Annotated in this window: 15 protein-coding genes and 1 pseudogene; 9 read left to right on the forward strand and 7 right to left on the reverse strand. The window is 42.3% G+C overall.

The features are described from left to right. Positions 1 to 27: 27 nt before the first annotated feature. Positions 28 to 1,026: a tRNA dihydrouridine synthase DusB gene (gene dusB / locus LKO28_RS08950; RefSeq protein WP_227694458.1), complete on the reverse strand. Its 999-nt coding sequence runs from the start codon at positions 1,024 to 1,026 to the stop codon at positions 28 to 30. 117 nt (positions 1,027 to 1,143) lie between these two features. Between dusB and LKO28_RS08955 the strand changes: the two genes are divergently transcribed. From LKO28_RS08955 to LKO28_RS08965, 3 genes are all read left to right on the forward strand, one after another. Further along, positions 1,144 to 2,040 carry a DUF4271 domain-containing protein gene (locus LKO28_RS08955; RefSeq protein ID WP_227694459.1) on the forward strand — a complete coding sequence of 299 codons (897 nt, stop codon included), beginning with the start codon at positions 1,144 to 1,146 and terminating at the stop codon, positions 2,038 to 2,040. Positions 2,041 to 2,050: 10 nt separating this feature from the next. Beyond that, complete coding sequence (locus LKO28_RS08960) at positions 2,051 to 2,818, forward strand: uroporphyrinogen-III synthase (RefSeq protein WP_227694460.1); 768 nt, start codon at positions 2,051 to 2,053, stop codon at positions 2,816 to 2,818. A gap of 145 nt (positions 2,819 to 2,963) precedes the next feature. Continuing rightward, a complete protein-coding gene (locus tag LKO28_RS08965; RefSeq protein ID WP_227694461.1) occupies positions 2,964 to 3,836 on the forward strand; it encodes a cupin-like domain-containing protein in 873 nt (290 codons plus the stop codon). Between the two features lie 35 nt (positions 3,837 to 3,871). On the opposite strand, the gene trpC is transcribed toward LKO28_RS08965, so the two are convergent. From trpC to trmD, 4 genes are all read right to left on the reverse strand, one after another. Continuing rightward, complete coding sequence (trpC, locus tag LKO28_RS08970) at positions 3,872 to 4,654, reverse strand: indole-3-glycerol phosphate synthase TrpC (protein WP_227694462.1); 783 nt, start codon at positions 4,652 to 4,654, stop codon at positions 3,872 to 3,874. Between the two features lie 174 nt (positions 4,655 to 4,828). Beyond that, a complete protein-coding gene (locus tag LKO28_RS08975) occupies positions 4,829 to 5,401 on the reverse strand; it encodes an anthranilate synthase component II (RefSeq protein ID WP_227694463.1) in 573 nt (190 codons plus the stop codon). 6 nt (positions 5,402 to 5,407) lie between these two features. Further along, positions 5,408 to 6,811 carry an anthranilate synthase component I family protein gene (locus LKO28_RS08980; protein ID WP_227694464.1) on the reverse strand — a complete coding sequence of 468 codons (1,404 nt, stop codon included), beginning with the start codon at positions 6,809 to 6,811 and terminating at the stop codon, positions 5,408 to 5,410. Positions 6,812 to 7,088: 277 nt separating this feature from the next. Beyond that, a complete protein-coding gene (gene trmD / locus LKO28_RS08985) occupies positions 7,089 to 7,766 on the reverse strand; it encodes a tRNA (guanosine(37)-N1)-methyltransferase TrmD (RefSeq protein WP_227694465.1) in 678 nt (225 codons plus the stop codon). Between the two features lie 607 nt (positions 7,767 to 8,373). On the opposite strand from trmD, the gene LKO28_RS08990 reads away from it, so the two are divergent. From LKO28_RS08990 to LKO28_RS09000, 3 genes are read left to right on the forward strand one after another with little or no spacing between them, the layout of a single operon-like run. Then, on the forward strand, positions 8,374 to 11,505 hold the full coding sequence (locus LKO28_RS08990; protein WP_227694466.1) for a SusC/RagA family TonB-linked outer membrane protein: 3,132 nt from the start codon (positions 8,374 to 8,376) through the stop codon (positions 11,503 to 11,505). A 12-nt stretch (positions 11,506 to 11,517) separates the two neighbouring features. Then, positions 11,518 to 12,993 carry a SusD/RagB family nutrient-binding outer membrane lipoprotein gene (locus LKO28_RS08995; protein ID WP_227694467.1) on the forward strand — a complete coding sequence of 492 codons (1,476 nt, stop codon included), beginning with the start codon at positions 11,518 to 11,520 and terminating at the stop codon, positions 12,991 to 12,993. A 50-nt stretch (positions 12,994 to 13,043) separates the two neighbouring features. Beyond that, positions 13,044 to 13,517 (forward strand): hypothetical protein, encoded by a 474-nt coding sequence (locus LKO28_RS09000; RefSeq protein WP_227694468.1) that lies wholly within the window; start codon positions 13,044 to 13,046, stop codon positions 13,515 to 13,517. Between the two features lie 384 nt (positions 13,518 to 13,901). Here the strand turns inward: LKO28_RS09000 and LKO28_RS09005 are convergent. Continuing rightward, positions 13,902 to 15,067, reverse strand: a protein-coding gene (locus LKO28_RS09005) for an IS3 family transposase (RefSeq protein ID WP_227694469.1) whose coding sequence is annotated in 2 segments (ribosomal slippage) — positions 13,902 to 14,812 and positions 14,812 to 15,067 — 1,167 coding nt in all. Because the reading frame shifts where the segments join, the coding sequence is not laid out codon by codon here. Positions 15,068 to 15,137: 70 nt separating this feature from the next. On the opposite strand from LKO28_RS09005, the pseudogene tnpC reads away from it, so the two are divergent. Continuing rightward, positions 15,138 to 15,791: pseudogene (tnpC, locus tag LKO28_RS09010) on the forward strand (IS66 family transposase); the annotation flags it as partial. A gap of 59 nt (positions 15,792 to 15,850) precedes the next feature. On the opposite strand, the gene LKO28_RS09015 reads toward tnpC, so the two are convergent. Continuing rightward, entirely contained in the window at positions 15,851 to 17,155 is a 1,305-nt protein-coding gene (locus tag LKO28_RS09015; RefSeq protein WP_227694470.1) for a hypothetical protein, read from the reverse strand. Between the two features lie 380 nt (positions 17,156 to 17,535). Between LKO28_RS09015 and LKO28_RS09020 the strand changes: the two genes are divergently transcribed. Beyond that, positions 17,536 to 18,978 (forward strand): sialate O-acetylesterase, encoded by a 1,443-nt coding sequence (locus tag LKO28_RS09020; RefSeq protein ID WP_227694471.1) that lies wholly within the window; start codon positions 17,536 to 17,538, stop codon positions 18,976 to 18,978. Between the two features lie 184 nt (positions 18,979 to 19,162). After that, complete coding sequence (locus tag LKO28_RS09025; protein WP_227694472.1) at positions 19,163 to 20,545, forward strand: glycoside hydrolase family 28 protein; 1,383 nt, start codon at positions 19,163 to 19,165, stop codon at positions 20,543 to 20,545. The last annotated feature ends 1 nt before the right edge of the window (position 20,546 follow it).

The following is a 20,546-nucleotide window of genomic DNA, read 5'->3' on the forward strand; positions in this document are numbered from 1 at the left end:
AAATTAGGCATTTGGAGCGTACCGTCCTTACAAGAAGATGCCTTCTGCAAAACGTTCCTTAATCTCTTCCAGTACCTCTAAAATCTCCTGATGACTACCTAAACCAACTAATTTCGTGCGATATTCTTTGAAATTCGGTATACCCTTGAAATAGTTTGCGTAATGGCGGCGCATTTCGAAAACCCCCGTTTTATCGCCCTTCCATTCAATAGATTTAATTAAATGGGTTTTGCATACCTCCACCCGCTCGTCGATGGTAGGGCCTTCTAATCGTTCTCCCGTTTCAAAAAAATGTTTGACTTCGCGGAAAATCCATGGGTATCCAATGGACGCTCTTCCGATCATAATACCATCTACCTCATATTCCATGCGCCAGGCAGCGGCTTTTTCGACCGAATCAATATCGCCGTTTCCAAAAATGGGAATATGTATGCGGGGATTACGTTTTACATCCCTGATCATGCTCCAGTCGGCCTGACCTTTATACATCTGTGCCCGGGTACGGCCATGGATGGATAAGGCTTTGATACCTACATCTTGTAGCCGTTCAGCCACCTCATAAACATTCTTCGTATTATCATCCCAGCCGAGACGGGTTTTTACGGTGACCGGAAGATGTGTCGCATCGACCACGGCTTTGGTCATGGCCACCATCTTATCGATATCCTGCAAAAGGCTGGCGCCGGCGCCCCGGCAAGCTACATTCTTCACCGGACAGCCGTAATTGATGTCAATTAAATCAGGCGCTGCTAAGGTGCATATCTCGGCAGATTGGCGCATACTTTCGATGTCCGAGCCAAAAATCTGTATACCGATCGGTCGTTCGTATTCAAAGATGTCGAGCTTTTGTTTGGATTTGGCTGCATCTCGAATCAACCCTTCCGAAGAAATAAACTCCGTATACATCATGTCCACCCCATTTTGCTTACACACGTAGCGGAATGGTGGGTCACTGACGTCCTCCATGGGCGCTAGCAATAGCGGAAATTTACCCAAATCAATATGCTCACCTATCTTAACAGTCATCTTGATGATTTTTTGCAAAAATACGGAAATTTTTCGTCATCATTTTTTCTTGATCAAAACGAAGTAAAAAAAGGGAAAGTTTATACTAACTTTACGCCGGAATAAGCATATTTTCGGATGTATCTATTGAAGCATATTTTTCTTGGTAGTATCCTGTGTTTGCTGATCAGCACCGCATGGGGGCAGGAGGCGAACATAGCGGAGGTTGACACATTCGATTACGTATTCCTTTCAGCGGATCGTCCGCATCAGCTGGCAGCGCAGTTTCTGACTGAAATCGAACAGCGCAGCGTAAATCCGATAGCCTTTTTGGACTATATGGAGGCCAAAAGAGGGCCCCGCGATAGCCTATCGTATGGGGTAGGTGATATGAAGGTAGAACGACCGGTTTGGATATTGTTGGTCGTCTTTCTATTATTTCTTGCCGTAGCGCTGGTGCGTCTTGCCTTTCCGGCAGACTTTAGCATGATCGTGCAAGCCTACTACGACGAGCGGACGTTACAACAAGTCAGTAAAGAAAATAGTATGCTGACATCCTGGCCCTATGTGTTTCTCTACCTTATATTCAGCCTGGCTCTCGGACTTTTTATTGTGCTTATTGAATCCTCCTTTGAGCGTTTGATGGTGCTGAGCTGGGAAAACTATATGCGAACCGCGTTACTGGTCGCGCTGCTGTTTATCATTAAAATACTCCTTATCCGTTTTATTTCATTCGTATTCGAAATAGATCGTTTAGTAAGAGAATACGTGGCTGTACTTTACCTCGTTTATTTCAACAGTATGCTTTTTTTAATGCCTTTTCTGTTGACGGCTACCCTCGCTCCCGCATCGTATTTTAAGATTCTGTTAATTTTGTTCGGTGCGCTGGTGTCTATCTTGTTTATTTATAGGTTTTTGAGAACTGCGTTCCGCCTTTTCGGAAATCTAAAGTTTTCAATTTTTTATTTAATTCTGTATCTTTGCGCACTTGAAGTAGCGCCGATTATGATATTGGTTAGAACATTGAGCAATTAAAAAATTGAATATGCAAGTAGAAGAAGCAAGAGCCAAGAAGGTAAAAAGTATTTTAGTTACCTTGCCTAAACCTGAAAATGACAAATCTCCGTATTTTGCCCTAGCAGACAAATATAATTTAAAACTGGATTTTCGAGGGTTCATTCATGTAGAAGGCGTTCCGGCAAAAGATGTGCGGAAAGATAAAATCAATTTTGCAGATTTTACAGCGGTTATTTTTACGAGTAAAAATGCGGTGGATCATTTCTTCCGTGTTTGTGAAGAAATGCGTTATGAAGTGCCGGCCGATATGAAATATTTCTGCATATCCGAGGCAATAGCGCTTTACTTGCAAAAGTACATTCAATATCGTAAACGTAAGATATTCTTTGGTAAACAAACCGCTAAAGATTTGGAAGACGTATTGGCTAAGCATGCGAAAGAAAGATTTCTTTTCCCTTGTTCGGATGTGGCTAATGAAGAAACCCAAAAGTGGTTGCAAGATAACGGCTTCAACTTTACGCCAGCGGTACTTTTCCGTACGGTAATCAGCGATATCCAAGACCTAGAAAACGTTTTTTATGATGTGATCGTTTTCTTCAGTCCTTCAAGCGTACAGTCACTGTTCGAGAATTTCCCGGATTTTAAACAGAAAGATACCCGAATAGCCGCCTTCGGCGCTACCACGCAGCAAGAGCTGCTCAATCACGACTTAATTTTAGATATACCTGCACCTACGCCGGAAGCGCCAAGCATGACGATGGCGGTAGAGCAGTACATTAAGCAGGTGAATAAATAACGTCAATAATGACGTTAATCATTTCTTATTTACCATAATTCTACTTAATTTGCTCCTTAATAGCTGTGCCGTAAAATTGAATTTGTCTTACGGCAATAAAAGGATATTTTTTAAGTTTGTAAATAGTTGTTAAGCGTGAAAACTTGTGAAACTAAAACCAGTAAATAGTATATCAGGGATCGCTCCAAAAGATTTTGTTCGGGATTATCTCAACAAAGGACAGCCAGTGATCATCAAGGACTTTATCAGCAAGGAGAGCCCCTGTTGGCAAAAATGGAGTTATGACTATTTCAAAGAAATAGCCGGAAACGAGCAGATTGACGTATATGGACGCGAAGAAGAATCGCAAAACCATGCTGCCAGCCCACCAGTGGGTAGAATGAGTTTTGGAGAATATCTCGATAAAATTAGTACAGAGCCGACCGAGTTGCGCCTGTTTCTTTTTAATTTGATGAAACTGAGACCGGAATTAAAAAAAGACGTTATTTACAATGATGTGACTGGTGGCAAAGTTTTGCAGTGGCTTCCTTATATGTTTTTTGGGGGAGAAGGTTCCGCCACGCGTAACCATTTTGACATCGACATGTCGCATGTCTTTATATCGCAGTTTCAAGGTGTAAAGCGGATTTGGCTCTTTCCAAATGATCAATCTGACTTAATGTATAAGTTGCCTTATAACTTTCATAGCATTGCCAACTTGAAAACAAGCAGCCCGGATGAGTATCCTGCATTAAAATTGTTAGCCGGTTACGAAGCCGTTATCCAAGCTGGCGATACCCTTTATATGCCCGCAGGTTGGTGGCACTATATACAATACGAAACCGAAGGGTACTCTATTTCTGTCCGTGCTTTAGCCAATTCACTGAGCGAGAAGATAAAAGGGGCTAGAAACCTGTTTGTTACTCGCTACTTTGATGATACCATGCGAAAATTGTTCAAGGATAAGTGGCTGGATTATAAAATCAAAACAGCTCAAAAACGTGCCGAGAAAGGTATACGTAAACGGGTTAAAAATTAATATTCAATTGTAAAAGGCATCTCATAAGATGCCTTTTACAATTGACTTATAAATTCTTTTATGGCCCTGCCCGGATCTTCGGTTTTCATGAAATTTTCACCGATCAGAAATCCTTGAAAGCCTGCATTGCGTAAAGCTTGGATCGTTTTTGGATCTGATATGCCACTCTCCGAGACCTTGATATAGCTGTCCGGAATTTGTTTCACCAGATCGTAAGAATGATTTAAGTCGACCACGAAATCCTTCAGGTTACGGTTATTTACCCCGATAGCGTCGATGCTTTCGAAGAAACTCCGTTGTAGTTCTTCTTCATTATGTACTTCCAGCAATACATTTAGTCCCAACGATTTCGCGTAATCTGCATAGGTCTCTATTTCTTCGCTATCCAAACAAGCCGCTATCAAGAGGATGATATCCGCACCATAGGCTTTTGCTTCCGCTATCTGGTATACATCTATAATAAATTCCTTACGCAGCAAAGGGATTTGTAGCACCGCTCTTGCCGCTTCCAGATCCGATAAGGAGCCCTGGAAGAAGTCGCTGTCCGTTAGTACCGATATGGCCGAAGCACCAGCATCCTGATAGGAACGAACCACCTCCTGAACCGTCGATGTGCCGTTGATAAGCCCTTTAGACGGTGAAGCGCGCTTATATTCCGCGATGATGCCCGTCCGTTCCGGATCCAATATCGATTCTTTTAACGAATAACAAGTCCTGTCGAAGAGGGGGTATCGCTCTAGTTCTTCCAACGAAACCCGCTGTTTAGCCTCCGCCACCTCTATTTTCTTCTTTTCAATTATTTTATCTAGTATAGTCATAAATCATCATCTTTACCATTTTTGAAACTATGCTTCCATTTGCACTATTCCTAATTAACATTAAATGTCGCATCCGGAACTTTGGTAACTGTAGAAACTCATCCTTAGTACTATTCCTTATACCAAAAATCCGAAGCGACGAGTTTTGCTACACTTTTGCGGTCAAAAGTGTAATTAAGACAACCAATTCGCTATCAGTTTCTTTCCGTTGGTCGTCAATACGGATTCGGGATGGAATTGCACACTACGCACATCATACGTGGCGTGACGCATTGCCATGATAACGCCATCAGGATCTAGTGCCGTCACGTGTAAGCATTCGGGGACATCCTCTTTGGATACTGCCCAAGAATGGTAGCGTCCAATTTTAGAGTCCTTCGGAAAATCCTGAAAAAGTTTTTCTGTTTCATCCGTAATAACGATATCTGTGGCTATCCCATGTAAGGGTTTAGGCATATTGTATAAAGTACCTCCGAACACCTCAGCGATAGCTTGCTGCCCGAGACAAATCCCTAGAATGCGCTTAGAAGGTGCGTACCGACGGATTACATCCATCAATAGACCCGCTTCCTCTGGTATGCCCGGCCCAGGAGAGAGTAATATGCTGTCAAATGGTGCCACGTCGTCCAGTTCGAACTTATCGTTCCTCCACACGGTATATTCCTGGCCTAATTCCTGTAATAGATGTACGAGGTTGTAAGTGAATGAGTCGTAATTATCGATTACTAATATCTTGTTGTTATTCATTTTATATTATAACGTTTCTGCAATTTCTAGGGCACGGCGTAAAGCCGCAATTTTATTATTCACTTCCTGTAGCTCCTTTTCCGGGTCAGAATCTAGTACGATGCCGGCACCCGCTTGGTAATGCAGCACATTTCGTTTACTCAAAAACGAACGGATCATGATAGCATGATTAAAGTCACCGTTGAAACCCATGTAACCAATAGCGCCTGAGTAATAAGAACGCTGCAAACCTTCGTAGCGATCGATCAAGGTAAGGGCTTTGTGTTTAGGAGCGCCGGACAATGTGCCCGCCGGATAGGTGTCGCCTACTACATCGAAAGGGTTAGCCGTTGGATGGAGTTTGCCCGAAACTTGAGAAACCAAATGGATGATATGGGAATAATATTGCGCTTCTTTGTAGGATTTTACTTTCACATCGGTACAGTGGCGGCTTAAGTCATTACGCGCTAAATCCACTAACATCACGTGTTCTGCCGATTCTTTAGGGTCATTTTTCAGTTCTTCCGCAATCATTTCGTCTTTTTCCATATCGCCCGTACGTTTGAACGTGCCGGCGATGGGATAAATGGTCGCTTCTCCCTTTTTAATGGTAAGTTGTGCTTCTGGCGAAGAGCCAAACAACTTGAAATCGCCATAATCGAAGTAGAATAGGTATGGCGAGGGGTTAATGGAGCGCAGGGCGCGATATACATTAAATTCATCGCCTGCAAAGGGTGTAGAAAAAGCACGTGAAGGCACAATCTGGAATACATCCCCTCGGCGTATATGCTGCTTCATTTTATCAACCAAGTTCCGGAAGTCTTCATCCGTCATGTTTGAATCCTCTCCACCTTGGCGTTTAAAATGATATTCAGGGAAGTTTTTGTTCTGTATTAAATATTCCAATCTATCCAGGTCAGATGATTCGCCACCTAACAAATTTTCGAAAATATAAAGTTGATTTCGGAAATGGTCTATCGCGATTACATACCGATAGACGTGGTATTGCATAAAAGGAATTTCACGTGCCGGATGCGTACCTGCGGTTAATTTGATGTCCTCAAAGTGCTCGATAGTGTCAAAAGTGAAATAGCCGAAGAGCCCCGACGAAATTACATTTACACCTTCTATGGGCTGCTGCGAGAAATTTTGGCGAAATGCGGACACCTCTTCACGAAGATTGATTTCGTGGGCATTTTTATAAACGGGTTCCGCGCCAGGCTCTACGATACGAAGCTGCTCTTTATTAAGCGTGATGCCTGCAATCGGTTCGCAGCAAATATAGCTGATGTTATTGTCGCGACTGTGGTATTCCGAACTTTCCAATAATAAACTGTTGGGGAACGTGTCCCGTAGTCGGAGATAGATACTTACCGGTGTCGTTGTGTCAGCGAGTATCTTTCTGTAATTTGTTTTCAGTGCATATTTCATATCTGTTGCAAGTTACATAGTAAATTTTTATTTCTATACTGCCATCTCTCCAAACGAAAAAAGCCCGACGTTTTATGGCCGGGCTTACTTTCAAAATGGTTTTGGTTGATTATGAATATCTTTCATTACATGCCAAACGCATCCCCGACGTTGTTCACCTCGGGCCACCACCAGTTTGTATGTAACTTTTTCATGATCATTTGTGTGAAGCAAATTTATGAATATTTTTTATTCAGCAAACTTTTTTTGATAAAAAAATAAAAAAAGCAGACTAAACTTAATCATTTAGCAAATCTGGACGCCTTTCTTCCGTCCGTATTAGTTGTTGTTCGTACCGCCAGGCGGAGATTTTCGCTTCATGTCCGCTAAGCAGTACCTCGGGCACACGGTGTCCGCGCCACTCTGCTGGCCGGGTATAAATAGGAGCGTCTAACAAACCGTCTTGAAATGAATCGGTGAGTGCAGAAGTTTCGTCGGACAGAACACCTGGTATCAGCCGCACGACGGCGTCGACTAAAATGGCTGCCGGGAGTTCTCCGCCAGAAAGTACATAATCCCCGATGGAAATTTCCTTCGTTACGAATACATCACGAATGCGCTGATCAATTCCCTTGTAATGACCGCAGAGGATAATCACATTCTCAATAGAGGATAGCGTATTTGCGATCTCTTGATTGAGTGTTTGACCATCTGGTGTCATATAAATAACCTCGTCATATGAACGCTCTTTCTGCAATTTTTCAATACATGCGGCGAAAGGTTCTATTTGCATGACCATACCCGATCCACCCCCATAGGGATAATCGTCTACAGATTTATGCTTGTTTGTCGCATAATCCCGTAAGTTGTGGATGTGAATGTCCACGAGACCTTTGTGCTGTGCACGTTGTAAGATAGAATGTGCAAAAGGGCTTTCTAATAAGCCAGGTAAAACCGTAATAATATCAAAGCGCATAGTGCAAAGATAAGTTTTACATTCTTTTACGGCACAAAATCTTCCTTTATATTATGTTCTTTTTTCATAGTATCGTGCTTCGTTTTATCCCTATTCATCAATGCCTTTGCAGAATTTAATTTTGATATATAAGATTTATGCTGGTTATTAATTTGGTTAGTTTATTTTCTAATTTGCAGGCTTTTGCCTTATTTCTTAAACGAGTGTCAGTAATTGGGGGAGTTTTTTTGAAAAGTTGCAAGAACAAAGTTATTTTTTTATGTTTGCACAGTTTAACAATTTTTAACACAGTAGGAGGCAATATTGGGGCTTTTTGCCTTATTAAAAAAGTGAAAATAATAATTAACTAAACAAGGAATACACAAAAGTGGACGAGGCAGGAGGTGAATCGAAGTGTTTTTTTGTTAAATGGTTGCGGTTTTATACGGGATTCTAGACGGTATATTTACTTAGCTTACACAAATCTCAGTTTGTATAATTTCATGAATTCGACATACAATTCTTTTCATATTAAAATCTCGTCAACCAAACAAAGGGGACTGCAGCTTTGTTATTCATCTGTACTAACAAGAACAATCAACAAATTAAATAACTAAACAACACAAACATGAAACAAAAATTACTCAGTTTAATTTTTGTGCTAACGTGCCTAATAGGCGTATCGTTCGCACAAAATCGACAAGTGAGTGGTGTGGTAACGTCGGCAAGCGATGGAAGCCCTTTAGCGGGCGTTTCTGTAGCGGTCGTAGGTACTTCTAGCGCCACTCAGACCGATGGAGACGGTAATTATTCTATTAATGTCGCTACAGATGCGACATTGGCGTTTTCGTACATTGGTTATGTAAGCCAACGCGTTCCGGTAAACAACCGCTCGACTATTAATATCAGTCTAGTGGCTGATGAAACTTCTTTGGAGGAGGTTGTGGTGACAGCTCAAGGGATCGAAAGGACTGCTCGATCAATTGGTTATGCTACACAAAATGTATCTGGAGAAAACTTGCAGCAGCGTTCTGAACCTAATGTATTAAATGCCTTGCAGGGAAAAGTAGCTGGGGTAAATATTTCAAGTTCTTCTGGACAACCCGGTTCTTCGACAAACATTAACATTCGGGGTATTACGTCTTTTGGAGGTAATAACCAACCCTTGATTGTGGTTGATGGTATTATTTTCAGTAATGATACAGATAACAGCCAAAACTCCTTATTTGGTTCGCAACCGTCTAACCGTTTGAACGATATACCGCCAGATAATATTGAGTCGATCAACGTATTGAAAGGACCCGCTGCGTCTGCATTGTATGGATCAAGAGCTTCGGCTGGGGTTTTAATGATCACCACGAAAAGTGGAAAAGGAATGGGCGGAAAAACAGAAGTGACGTTGAGTTCTTCAACAAACTTTCAGAATGTAGCTTATCTTCCTAAATTCCAATCTTCGTATGGACAAGGATCTCAAAATATTTATAATAATCAGAGTTCTTTATCATGGGGGCCAAAATTTGGTACGATGCCAACGGTAATTGAAGGTGGTTCAGGAAGGGAAGTGCCTTACCAAGCATACCCGAATAATATGCGCGACTTTTATCAAACAGGGGCGTTCTATCAAAATTCCGTTAATTTAGCTGGTGGAAACGAAGACCATAACTTTACTGCTGGGGTGTCGAGTACATTACAAAATGGTGTGGTAAGAGAAAGTGATTTTAATCGTCATACAGTAAACGTCGGCGGTAATTCCAAATTACAGAATGGAATTAAAATAGGAGGGTCCATTACCTATGGTAAAACAAAACAAAAAGGGTCAACCATGGGTAACGGTGGTAGTGCTTTTGGTCAGATTACCCGTATTCCGGTTAGTTATGATCTCATGGGTACACCGATATACGATGATGCCGGAAATGGTTTGTATTATAACCCAGCACAAAATCACCCGCTTTGGAGTGTAGAAAATGAATTCTTTACGTCAAATGTAGACCGTGTTTTCGGAAACTTGAATATAGGTTACGATTTTACCGATTGGTTGAATGTATCGTACCGGGTGACTGGAGATACTTATTTTGATTCCCGTAAACAGGTTTTACGTAACGGTGCAGCTCGTGCTCCTCAAGGAGCTATTGATGAAGACCAGCGCTTCAGATCAGAGTTGAATGGTGATTTAATGGTTAGAGCTACAAAAAATGATCTCTTTGTGGAAGGCTTAAATGCTAACTTGTTATTAGGTCAGAATATTAACCAGCGTAACTATAAAGAATCAGGGGTCGTGGCAAGTTCGTTAACAATTCCTGGTTTTGATAATGTGAGCAATGCCGGTGTGTTTACAGGGTCATATGCTAATACGGAACAAAGACGATTAATAGGACATTACGCGCAACTTAGCTTGGGCTACAATGATTACCTGTTTTTGGAATTAACCGGACGCGCAGATAAATCATCTACGTTGCCGACAGAAAACAATACGTACTTTTATCCTTCCGCATCGGCAAGCTTTGTACCTACAGAAGTGTGGGATGTTTTGAAATCAGATGTGTTATCTTTTGCCAAAGTTAGAGTGAATGCTGCTCGTGTAGGTCGTGATGCGGATCCTTACTTACTAAACTCGGTATTCGTTACATCATCTTACGGTAATAATACGGCGAGCATTGAATTTCCTATTTCTGTGGGTGGTTCAAGTATTACAGGTTTCCAAAGAAGTTCAAGAATTGGTAATCCTAATTTGAAACCAGAATTTGTTACTTCTTATGAAGTGGGTGCACAACTAGGTTTTTTCAATAACCGTTTAGATTTGGATTTTACGTATTTTAATACGAAAAGTACAAGCCAAATTTTTAATGTAGCGGTTGCGAACGCTTCCGGGTTTGATACACAGACGTCGAATATTGGTGAGATGACCAATAAGGGTATTGAAGTAATGTTAAGCGGTTATCCAGTAAGAACCAACGATTTCAGTTGGAATGTAAACTTCAACTTTACACGTATTAGAAATAACGTCGTTGCTATCTTTGGAGAAGAGCCGGTAGGAGGTGATTTGCTAACTAGTACAGTGATTCCGGCAGTTAATTATTTTGGTGGCATTACACCTTCTATTGCAGAAGGTTATCCTTATGGTGTCATAGTAGGTGCGAAGAATGTTAGAAATGAAAATGGCGATTTGTTGATAAACCCTACCACTGGTCTTTTTGTGCCGGCTTTGCCAAATGAAGTGATCGCTAATCCACAAAAAGATTATTCATTGGGTATTAACAACACATTCACTTATAAAGGAATAAGTGTCGGAGCATTATTCGATATTAATAAAGGTGGTCAGATTTTCTCTATGGGACAGGTGGATTTGAGAAGTGGTGGTGCACTAGCTGTGACGGAAGCTGATCGTGACCAACCGCGGATATTACCGGGAGTGATTGACAACGGCGATGGTACCTACAGAAAAAACGATATTCAAATATCGGCGCAAAGTTATTGGCAAGGTTTAGGAGGGATTGCGTCTGAAGCTGCTGTATTTGACGCGACTTCATATCGTTTGAGAGAGCTTACTGTAAATTATTCCCTACCGCAAAGCGTATTGGGAAACAGCCCATTTGGACAGGTATCTGTCGGCTTTAGTGGTAGAAACCTGTGGATGTTTGCCCCTGGATTTCCTACTGACCCAGAAATAAATACCCAAGGGGCGGGAAATGCGCAAGGTATGGATTTGAATGGTATTCCAACTACACGCAGTTATGGTTTTAACATACGTGCAACATTTTAAGAATTTAGAACAATGAAGAGTTTGAAAAAGAATATAATCAAGATTTCACTCCTAACTTTGGCAAGCTTTGCTTTTGTGGGGTGTAATAAATTTTTGGATATCAATGATACTCCAAATGATCCTTTGGAAGTACCGTCTTCAACGTTGCTGCCAACCGCTTTAGCGGGTACGGCATTTGCGAACAATAATGAATTGAATCGCTTTGCGTCTACGATTATGAGTGTGACGGCAGGGGCAGGAGGAAGCCCACAGGATTACGACCGTTATATTATCAATGGCGATGATTTTGGAAACCAGTGGCGGTTTGAACTATATGGAGGTGCATTGGTTAATTATCAGAGCCTTATAGAGACAGCTGAAGCTACAGGTGGCCCTGCTTATGCGGGTATTGCAAAAATTATGCAAGCCTTGACTTTTGCTATGACAACGGATATATGGGGCGATGTTCCTTATTCAGATGCTTTAAAGGGTGAGGGACAAGCAACCCCCGTATTAGATTCGCAACGAGATATCTATATGGGTAATAGTGAGGCGAATATAAAAAGTCTCTTTGATTTAGTTAAAGAGGGGCTTGCTGATTTAGATCAGGAAAGTGCCGATTCTCCCGGAAGTGATGATATTGTCTACGGTGGAGATATCGCAAAATGGAAGCGTGCAGGCAATTCGCTGCTCCTAAAATTGGCGATACAGATCAGCTTGGTAGAGCCTGCAAAGGCGACCAGCATCATCAACGAAGTTTTGGCAAACAACGAATATATTAATGCCAACAGTGCAAATTTGTCTGTTAGGTTTGGTGGACAAGTAGGTAGTCAAGCTCCTATATGGACGCTGACGCACAATTCACTTTTCCAAAATGAGTTGTTGATTAGCACACGTTTTGTGGACAGGCTAAACACAACAAATGATCCGAGATTACCTATTTTTGTAACACGAAATGACGGTCAGTATGTAACTGCAGATAATGGTTTTGGAGGAGTATTTCCACCTATTGGTACGCGTTCGGTGTATAATAACTATGCAACGGGCGTCGACGGTGTAGGCCCGGTTCGTTTGTTAACATACGCACAGACATGTTTTATTCTGGCAGAGGCTGTGGTACGGTTAGGTGTTTCTGGAGATGCACAAGCCTTATATGAGGAAGGTATAAGAGCCTCTATGACGGAAGCAGGAGTTTCAGCCGATGACATTAATGATTACTTCGCTGATAATGCGTCTGTAGTTACTTTGAGTGGTTCAAATGACAGTCAAATTGAACAAATCATTACACAAAAATACATTTCCTTGTTTGCAAATGGATTGGAGCAATGGAACGATTGGAGAAGAACGGGTTATCCAGACTTAGCTCCCCACCAGAACGCAGGAGGTATCGATGGTACCCGACCTGTCAGAGCAGTATATTTGAGTTCAGAAGTTCAACGAAACCCTAACATGCCTCAAGGTAGTGCGATTCCGCAATCGAACGTGAAGGTATGGTGGGATGTTAATTAATAAAAGACAATACGATGAGAAAATTATTCACAATATTAGTTACATCTTTAATGATGGTTTTGGTCTCTTGTGAGAAAGATTACAATGAGTTCTATTCCGACAACCATCCGGATGTGCCGGTAACCTATCAAGAAGCAACGTCGCACGGTTTTAATCCTTATATTGAGGTGCCTTTATCCACAGGTAATTTCACACTTACCTTGACGATTCCTGAAAATTCGGGAAGAAGTATAAAAGAGATTCGTAAGGTACTCGGTGGCTCGACGAGCATTAATGCTGGAGGTTTAAGTGCTGCGAATTTTGTTAATTATATTAGTAATCCGATTGCAGGCAACGGTAGAACAGCAGTTTTTAGTTCTTCGATATCTGAATTTAGAAGCAAGAATGCAGCTAATGAGAAATTAGTAGCTGATTTTGAGGCTTCTTCTAGTAGCAGATTGGAAATAGCTTTTATGTTTCAAGTTATATTGGATAATGACCAAACAGTTATTCCGGTTCAGGCTAGAGTTTGGATTAACAAATAAAGAATCCGAAAAAAACGGATTCTATATGGATAAAAAGTAGACAGTTCATTTTGGACTGTCTATTTTTTTTGCATTCTGCTGCATGGAAGACAATTATTATAGGGTGAAAGTCCCCGGCATAGGTCATTACAGGTGGAAGTGTTAGCCCGCCGGAATACGCCAGTCAAACTAAATTACATGCTCAGCATCACAGATTAATCATTTGTGTTTATAAAAAAAGAAAATCCCGGGCGTATGTTCGGGATTTCTCTTTTTCATTACGTAATTGTTGATCTATTCACTTCCCACTCCCCCTACTGGTCTTTCATTAAGACAGGTTATAGGTTTGAATATTGTCACATTTTTCTCTATTGACTGGAATTGCAATAGAAAAGTAGAGACATTTTATGCAGCTTCAGTTCTATGTTTCCTCATTTCATTTTCCGCTTGTACTGGAGTTCTGTAATCCAGCGCAGAATGCCTTCTTTTTCTATTGTACCATACCTCTATATATTCGAATATTTCAAGTTTTGCCTGTGCTTTGGTTTCAAATTTTCTATGATATACCATTTCCGTTTTCAGTGTCTTGAAGAAACTTTCGGCAATCGCATTGTCCCAGCAATTTCCCTTTCTGCTCATACTTTGCAGTACAGGTAATCCCTTTAAACATCTACGGAATTCATGACTGGCATATTGGACCCCCCTGTCACTGTGAAAAATAAGTTCCTTCTCCGGGGGTCTGTTCTTTATGGCCATTTTCCATGCGTCCACAACGGTGGAAGTGGTGCCCATGCTATTATCCATACTCCAGCCGACAATTTTTCGGTCTGCCAGATCCATGATCACGGTGAGGTAAAGCCATCCCTCACCGGTTCTGATATAGGTAATATCACTTACCCATTTCTCACCCGGTCCCGTCGTACTGAAATCACCTCGCAACAAGTTTGCACTCACCGGATAAAGATGGTTAGAGTTAGTCGTTACCCTATATTTCCGTTTCATAATACTTTTTATGCCGTTTCTTCCCATCAACCTCGCGATGCGTGGGCGTGAGACCTTTATGCCGTCAGCATTCAGTTCTTTAGTGATCCGTGGGCTACCATATCGCCCTTTACTCATAGAATACACTTCTTTGAGTTTGGTCAGTAGCTCTGAATTCTGTTGCTCCCAGAACCCTACCGGATCTTGTACCCACTTATAATAGGAACTGCTGCTGACCCCAAAAACTGAAGACATCTTCTCAACGGGATAGATCGATTTATGCTCGGCTATAAATCTGTATATCCCCCGTCTCCCTTGGAGAAGATGCCGACTGCCTTTTTTAGGATATCCCGTTCCAGCTCAGCATTCTTTAGCGCCTTTTTCAACCTTCTAATCTCCATTTGCTCCTCGCTAAGGCCAGCTATGTCCATCATAATCTTCCCTCCATTGAACTCCGGCTTGTTGCGCCACTTGCTTAAAAGCGAAGGGTCAAGATTCAACTCTTCGGCGGCTTCTTTTACGGAACCCTTTAGTTTAGATAGCTCAACGGTCATCTTTTTGAATTCATCGTCAAATGATCTATGTTTCATATCAGTCAAATTTAAAGTTACTCTTTTAAATCTGCTCTATAAATGTCTCTACTTAAAGGTAGCAACTCCACTGGGCACTTTCAAAGGTTATCTCCAGACGGACGGATATGCCGTGTATGAAAAGTATGGCAAGAAAAAAGAGGTCACCCACCTGGCCTGTTGGGCACACGCACGCCGTGAGTTTGAAAAGGCATTGGACAATGATCGCCCGAGAGCTGAAAGGCCACTTCTGATGATACAGGAACTCTATAAAGTAGAGCGCAGGGTAAAAGAAGAACAACTGTCCGCTGATCGGATAAAGGAACTGCGATGGGAGGAATCGCTGCCGGTCATCAACGAAATGGGCAAATGGATCTTTGAAGAGATCAAAAACACCTTGCCCAAAAGCCAGATCGGAAAGGCCATGGCCTATGCCTACGCACGTTGGGATGCGCTGTCAGCGTATCTATACGATGGAAACCTACAGATCGATAATAACCTTGTCGAGAATGCCATCCGTCCAATTGCGCTGGGACGAAAAAACTATCTCTTGGCGGGAAGTCATGAGGCAGCACAAAGATCGGCAATGATCTATTCGTTCTTTGCCATTTGCAAAAAGCATGATGTGAACCCGTACCAATGGCTGAAATACACCTTGGAGAATATCATGTCAATCAACCACAAAAACTTAAAAGATCTCTACCCGCAGAACTTTAAGAATAATCTTCAGGAATCAAACATGTAGTTCGTCGGGCGGATACGTTATATGTGCTGATTGGGAGTAGTATCCCACGAGTATGTAAACTACCGATTAGGAGCATTAATTAAGTGTTTCTGCATAAAACGAATAAATATGTCGTAATCCTCGGGTAGCACCGTGTGACCTCCTTTGTGCATGTAATACCCCAAGGTGTTTAACAAGTTTGTGTTTCCAGCCTCTGGCAGGGTTGTTCTGCCTAAGCCTGCTTTGCCGAATAGACGATAAACAGGCTCCGCAGCCAGCGCCGCAAGGAACTCCCCTTTGGGGTCAGAGAAATAATCTTCATTGCCCGTTTGTAGTAGTAACGGACGCGGTGCTACCAGTGCGATTAACATATGACTGTCCATGGGTAACTCCGCTACACGGTCCGCAAAACCATGATAGTTGGCGGCAAATTGATAGAAGTATCGCGATGTATCCGTAATATGTTTGATGGTTTCGCCATAATTCCGCCGGCTCAATGCGGCACCTGATTCGCCCGATATACTGGGTATGATCAAGGCAAAGCGCTTGTCGCGAGCCCCTGTCCAGAGAACTGTTTTACCGAGTCTCGATGCTCCATTTAATGCAATACGTTTGGCATCAATATCCGCATCCGTTTCAAAATAATCCATTACCCGGCTTAACCCCCAGCTCCATGCCGAGATAGCGCCCCACTCGTCAGCAGCCGGAAATGATGTGCCCGGTTTTAGATATTGACTTCGAATCCCATGACGTATCCCTTTCTTAAAATCAGGTTCAATGTCGCCGTAGTAAACGGTGGCATATCCAAATCCAGCATCGATAAATTTTTCAACATCGATCTTGCTGAAATGAGAATTCGTTTGTACGACTTTTTGACCGTCTATCCAAGCTAACCCTGGTTTAACGGCAGGATCATCTACGGCCATGGCATTCGTCACAAAGGAAAGCGTAAGGAATAACGGTGAGGGTTTCCCTGAATGGACGGGAAGATAGACCAGCAGATTCATTTTATGGTCTGCCGTATCTTTTGTTAGATAGATGGTTATTTGTTTCCGAAGGGCTTTATTATTAAATGCAGAACCAGTCTCAACGATTTTATAAGACATCGCTGCTGGCGGACCAGGCACTTTGCCAAATTGGAGTTCCTCAAATAGTGTTAACAGTTCGGGCCTCCGTTGGTTGATCCAGGTAATCGTATCGTCGACGACCTTTCCATTCGCTAATCGTAAGGGATCGGGTAGGGTATAGTTCCCCACGAGTGCTTCATCGTAATTAACGGGCGTCTTCGCTACGGTGGTAGGCATATTGGGCCTTGTTTGACTATATACCGGCTTCAATATCGATACGAAGATGAGTGTGAAGAGGAAGTTGTTTAAGTGTTTCATAGATGGTTTCATCTTATGGAAATTTCAGTTTCTCTTTGTCTATCAACTGAAAGACTGTATTTTTTGTTTTAGCGTAATAAAAGTACGTGTTTTTGAACCAATTATACTTATCTTGTTCTCTTGTGAGAATAATTTCAGATTTTCTTTCTTCCGCGTTCAAGTGAGCGTTTTAAATAATTACAATACCTTTAAATTTAAATTTTATGATGATTAAAAAGTACTTGTTGTGTGTTGCGTTACACCACTAGGTGCTATTGAAGAGGATGACGGTACTTTTACGGTTTTGTATACCGCGAAATATACGCAGGGCGATAAATATTTTTTTGGTATAGGACGCTGTGTATTGGCATGGAAATAACCTTTAATAGACAATAATAATTATGGTAAAGTATATCTATTACAGATGTATCATTTGGCTGATGATTTTGTCAGCTACCGGCTTGCAAGCACAAATAATTCTACCGAAAATTTTTAACGAACATATGGTGCTCCAACAGGGGAAGAAAGTACCTGTTTGGGGAACCGCCGCGCCGGGTGCAGCAATTACCGTACATTTTCAGGAACAGGTAAAACCAGCGATTGCGGATGAGCAGGGTCGCTGGTCGGTTCAGCTAGACGAACTTACCGCTAGTAAAGAACCAAATCAACTCGTTGTACAGAGTCTAAAAGACAAAGTGACGTTTCGAGATGTATTGATCGGTGAAGTTTGGCTTGTCTCGGGGCAATCCAATATGGAGTATTCCATGCATAACCATCCGCAGTATGCGAAGCCGAAAAAAGGAGATCCTGATCTGTTGGAGAAAGCGTTTAAAGCGGCAAATGACCCGCTGATCCGTGTGCTGTATGTCGAGAAACACTTAAAAAGTGACGTACTTCCTACCAATGGTTGGCAGAAAGTATCTCCCGCTGCTTTAGCGCCAGTTTCGGCGATTGGGTATTTTTATGCGAAAGCACTCGTTGATAGCCTAGATGTTCCTGTAGGCATTATTTCTTCTTCTTGGGGAGGCACCTCTATAGAAACCTGGACGCCCTCGGAAGCTTATGCTGCTTCGTCCGTATTTGGTTCGCAGTTGGAAGGAGAACAATTGCATGGGGAAACGGTTGGTATACGGTATAACAAAATGATTGCGCCGCTCGCTCCTTATAGTTTGCGCGGCTTCTTGTGGTATCAGGGAGAAACTAATCTCATTCGCGGAGATATCGGGAATTACGCAGACAAAAAAAAGGTGTTGATTGAAGCGTGGCGGAAAAGCTGGGAGGATGATACGCTACCCTTTTATTATGTGCAGCTCGCTCCTTATAGTTATTCCCAGCGGCGTAATGATGCAGTAGTAAATACATGGGAGGCGCTTCCTAAATTTTGGGAAGTGCAATATGATTGTTTAGCTATTCCTTATACCGGTATGGTGAGTACGACGGATTTGGTCGATGATGTCAAAGATATTCACCCCTCGTACAAATGGATTATAGCAGAAAGATTAGCGCGTTTGGCGCTCGCAAAAGATTACGGGTACGAAGGCTTGCCTTATAACGGACCAACTTTCAAAAAAATGACCGTAGCGGACGACCATATCCTGTTAACATTCGATCATGCAGCAGAGGGATTATTTACACCGAATGGTGAGGATCCGACCTGGTTTGTAATTAAGCATAAGTCGGGCAATTATCAAAAAGCGAAAGCGCGGATTGAAGGAAATACCGTGGTGATCCAACGTGAAAAACATCATCTTCCGGTTGTGCGTTTCGCGTGGGATGAACTGGCGATGCCTAACCTATATAATAAAGCGGGCTTGCCAGCGTTGCCTTTCCGAACGGATAAGTAGATGGGTGAACATTAATTGTGGGCGCCAGCCTCACAATTAACATGTACGGAGTAGTTGTACATTTTCTACGAATCGAAAACAATGATAGCCGAAAAGATGTCAGGTGACTACAGGTTGCCGCCGACATCGTAAAGCGCTACCTTAGAAAATGCTGACAATAAATCAAACAATAAAAAGATATCAAATGAAACGAAACATAGCTCTGCTAACCTTTGCTTTAAGTTTATTATTCATGAGCATCGAGGGAGTTGCGCAGCATGTCCAAAAGAATGCGTCCATCACGCACAAATCGGTGCGTGTGGAGGCACCTTTTAAGATGCCGACAATCAATAAGCCTGATTTTGCACAGGTAGCAGATTTTGTCATTACGGATTACGGAGCTGAGCCGGGAGATAAAGAAAAAAACGCAGTTGCTATCGAAAAAGCAATCGCAGCGGCAACGGTAGCTGGCGGAAATGTAATTGTTCCGGCGGGTGAGTGGCATACGAAAAAGATCCATTTGAAGAGTAATGTTAACCTGCATCTTTCGGAAGGAGCGGTATTGTTATTCTCGCCTGATCCGCAGGATTATCTTCCGGCGGTGTTTACGACTTGGGAAGGACTGGAGTGTTATAATTACTCTCCGTTGATCTACGCGTTTGAAGCTAAAAATGTAGCGATCACCGGAAAGGGGGAGGTGCGGGCAGATATCAGCCAATGGCGGAAGTGGTTTCCTCGTCCTTCGGCTCATATGGAGAGCATCAAGCGTTTGTATAATTGGGCACAGGACCGTGTGCCGGTTGAGGAACGCAATATGGTGAATGATACGTCGAATATGCGTCCGCAATTTATCCAATTCAACCGTTGTGAAAATGTATTGGTGGAGGATATCAAGATTCGTAATAGTCCTTTTTGGACGTTACACCTTTATCTATCCAAAGATATCGTGGTGCGGGGTATTGATGTGTATGCGCACGGGCACAATAATGACGGTATCGATCCGGAAATGAGCCAAAATGTGCTGATCGAAAACTGTACGTTTGACCAAGGTGACGATGCTATAGCGATCAAGTCGGGCAGAAATCCGGAAGGATGGCGATTAAAAACACCGTCCAAAAATATAGTGGTGCGGAATTGTTTTGTAAAGGATGGACACCAGTTGGTTGCTATCGGTAGTGAACTATCGGGTGGGATCGAAAATATCTATGTAGAGAATTGTAAAGTCGCAGATGACAACGAGAAGCTGATGCATCTGTTGTTTATCAAAACCAATGAGCGGATGGGGGGCTACGTAAAAAATGTGTATCTCAAAAATATCGAGGCGAATGCTATCCGGGAAGGGATTTTAGGCATAGATACGGATGTCTTATATCAGTGGCGTACATTGGTGCCGACCGTTGTTCGGAAACTGACACCTGTGGAGGGTATCTATCTCGAAGATGTTCAGGCTAAGGAAGCGAAATTTGTGGCTAAAATCAATGGAAATGCGGATTTGCCCGTCAAAAACATCCGTTTAAAAAATGTGACATTGACCGATGCTTCGGAAGAAAGGGTCCAAACAAAAAATGTAGAAAAATTAGTCTTATAAG

The organism is Sphingobacterium sp. FBM7-1 (assembly GCF_020687765.1).
In the GTDB taxonomy this organism is placed as follows: Bacteria; Bacteroidota; Bacteroidia; order Sphingobacteriales; family Sphingobacteriaceae; genus Sphingobacterium.

Excerpts from the sequence above, each read along its gene's own strand:
- LKO28_RS09000 (WP_227694468.1), top strand. The coding sequence starts at position 13,044 with ATGATGGTTTTGGTCTCTTGTGAGAAAGATTACAATGAGTTCTATTCC.
- dusB (WP_227694458.1), bottom strand. The coding sequence starts at position 1,026 with ATGACTGTTAAGATAGGTGAGCATATTGATTTGGGTAAATTTCCGCTA.
- LKO28_RS09025 (WP_227694472.1), top strand. The coding sequence starts at position 19,163 with ATGAAACGAAACATAGCTCTGCTAACCTTTGCTTTAAGTTTATTATTC.
- LKO28_RS08955 (WP_227694459.1), top strand. The coding sequence starts at position 1,144 with ATGTATCTATTGAAGCATATTTTTCTTGGTAGTATCCTGTGTTTGCTG.
- LKO28_RS08990 (WP_227694466.1), top strand. The coding sequence starts at position 8,374 with ATGAAACAAAAATTACTCAGTTTAATTTTTGTGCTAACGTGCCTAATA.
- LKO28_RS08995 (WP_227694467.1), top strand. The coding sequence starts at position 11,518 with ATGAAGAGTTTGAAAAAGAATATAATCAAGATTTCACTCCTAACTTTG.
- LKO28_RS08960 (WP_227694460.1), top strand. The coding sequence starts at position 2,051 with ATGCAAGTAGAAGAAGCAAGAGCCAAGAAGGTAAAAAGTATTTTAGTT.
- LKO28_RS08975 (WP_227694463.1), bottom strand. The coding sequence starts at position 5,401 with ATGAATAACAACAAGATATTAGTAATCGATAATTACGACTCATTCACT.
- LKO28_RS09015 (WP_227694470.1), bottom strand. The coding sequence starts at position 17,155 with ATGAAACACTTAAACAACTTCCTCTTCACACTCATCTTCGTATCGATA.
- LKO28_RS08980 (WP_227694464.1), bottom strand. The coding sequence starts at position 6,811 with ATGAAATATGCACTGAAAACAAATTACAGAAAGATACTCGCTGACACA.
- trmD (WP_227694465.1), bottom strand. The coding sequence starts at position 7,766 with ATGCGCTTTGATATTATTACGGTTTTACCTGGCTTATTAGAAAGCCCT.
- LKO28_RS09020 (WP_227694471.1), top strand. The coding sequence starts at position 17,536 with ATGGTAAAGTATATCTATTACAGATGTATCATTTGGCTGATGATTTTG.
- trpC (WP_227694462.1), bottom strand. The coding sequence starts at position 4,654 with ATGACTATACTAGATAAAATAATTGAAAAGAAGAAAATAGAGGTGGCG.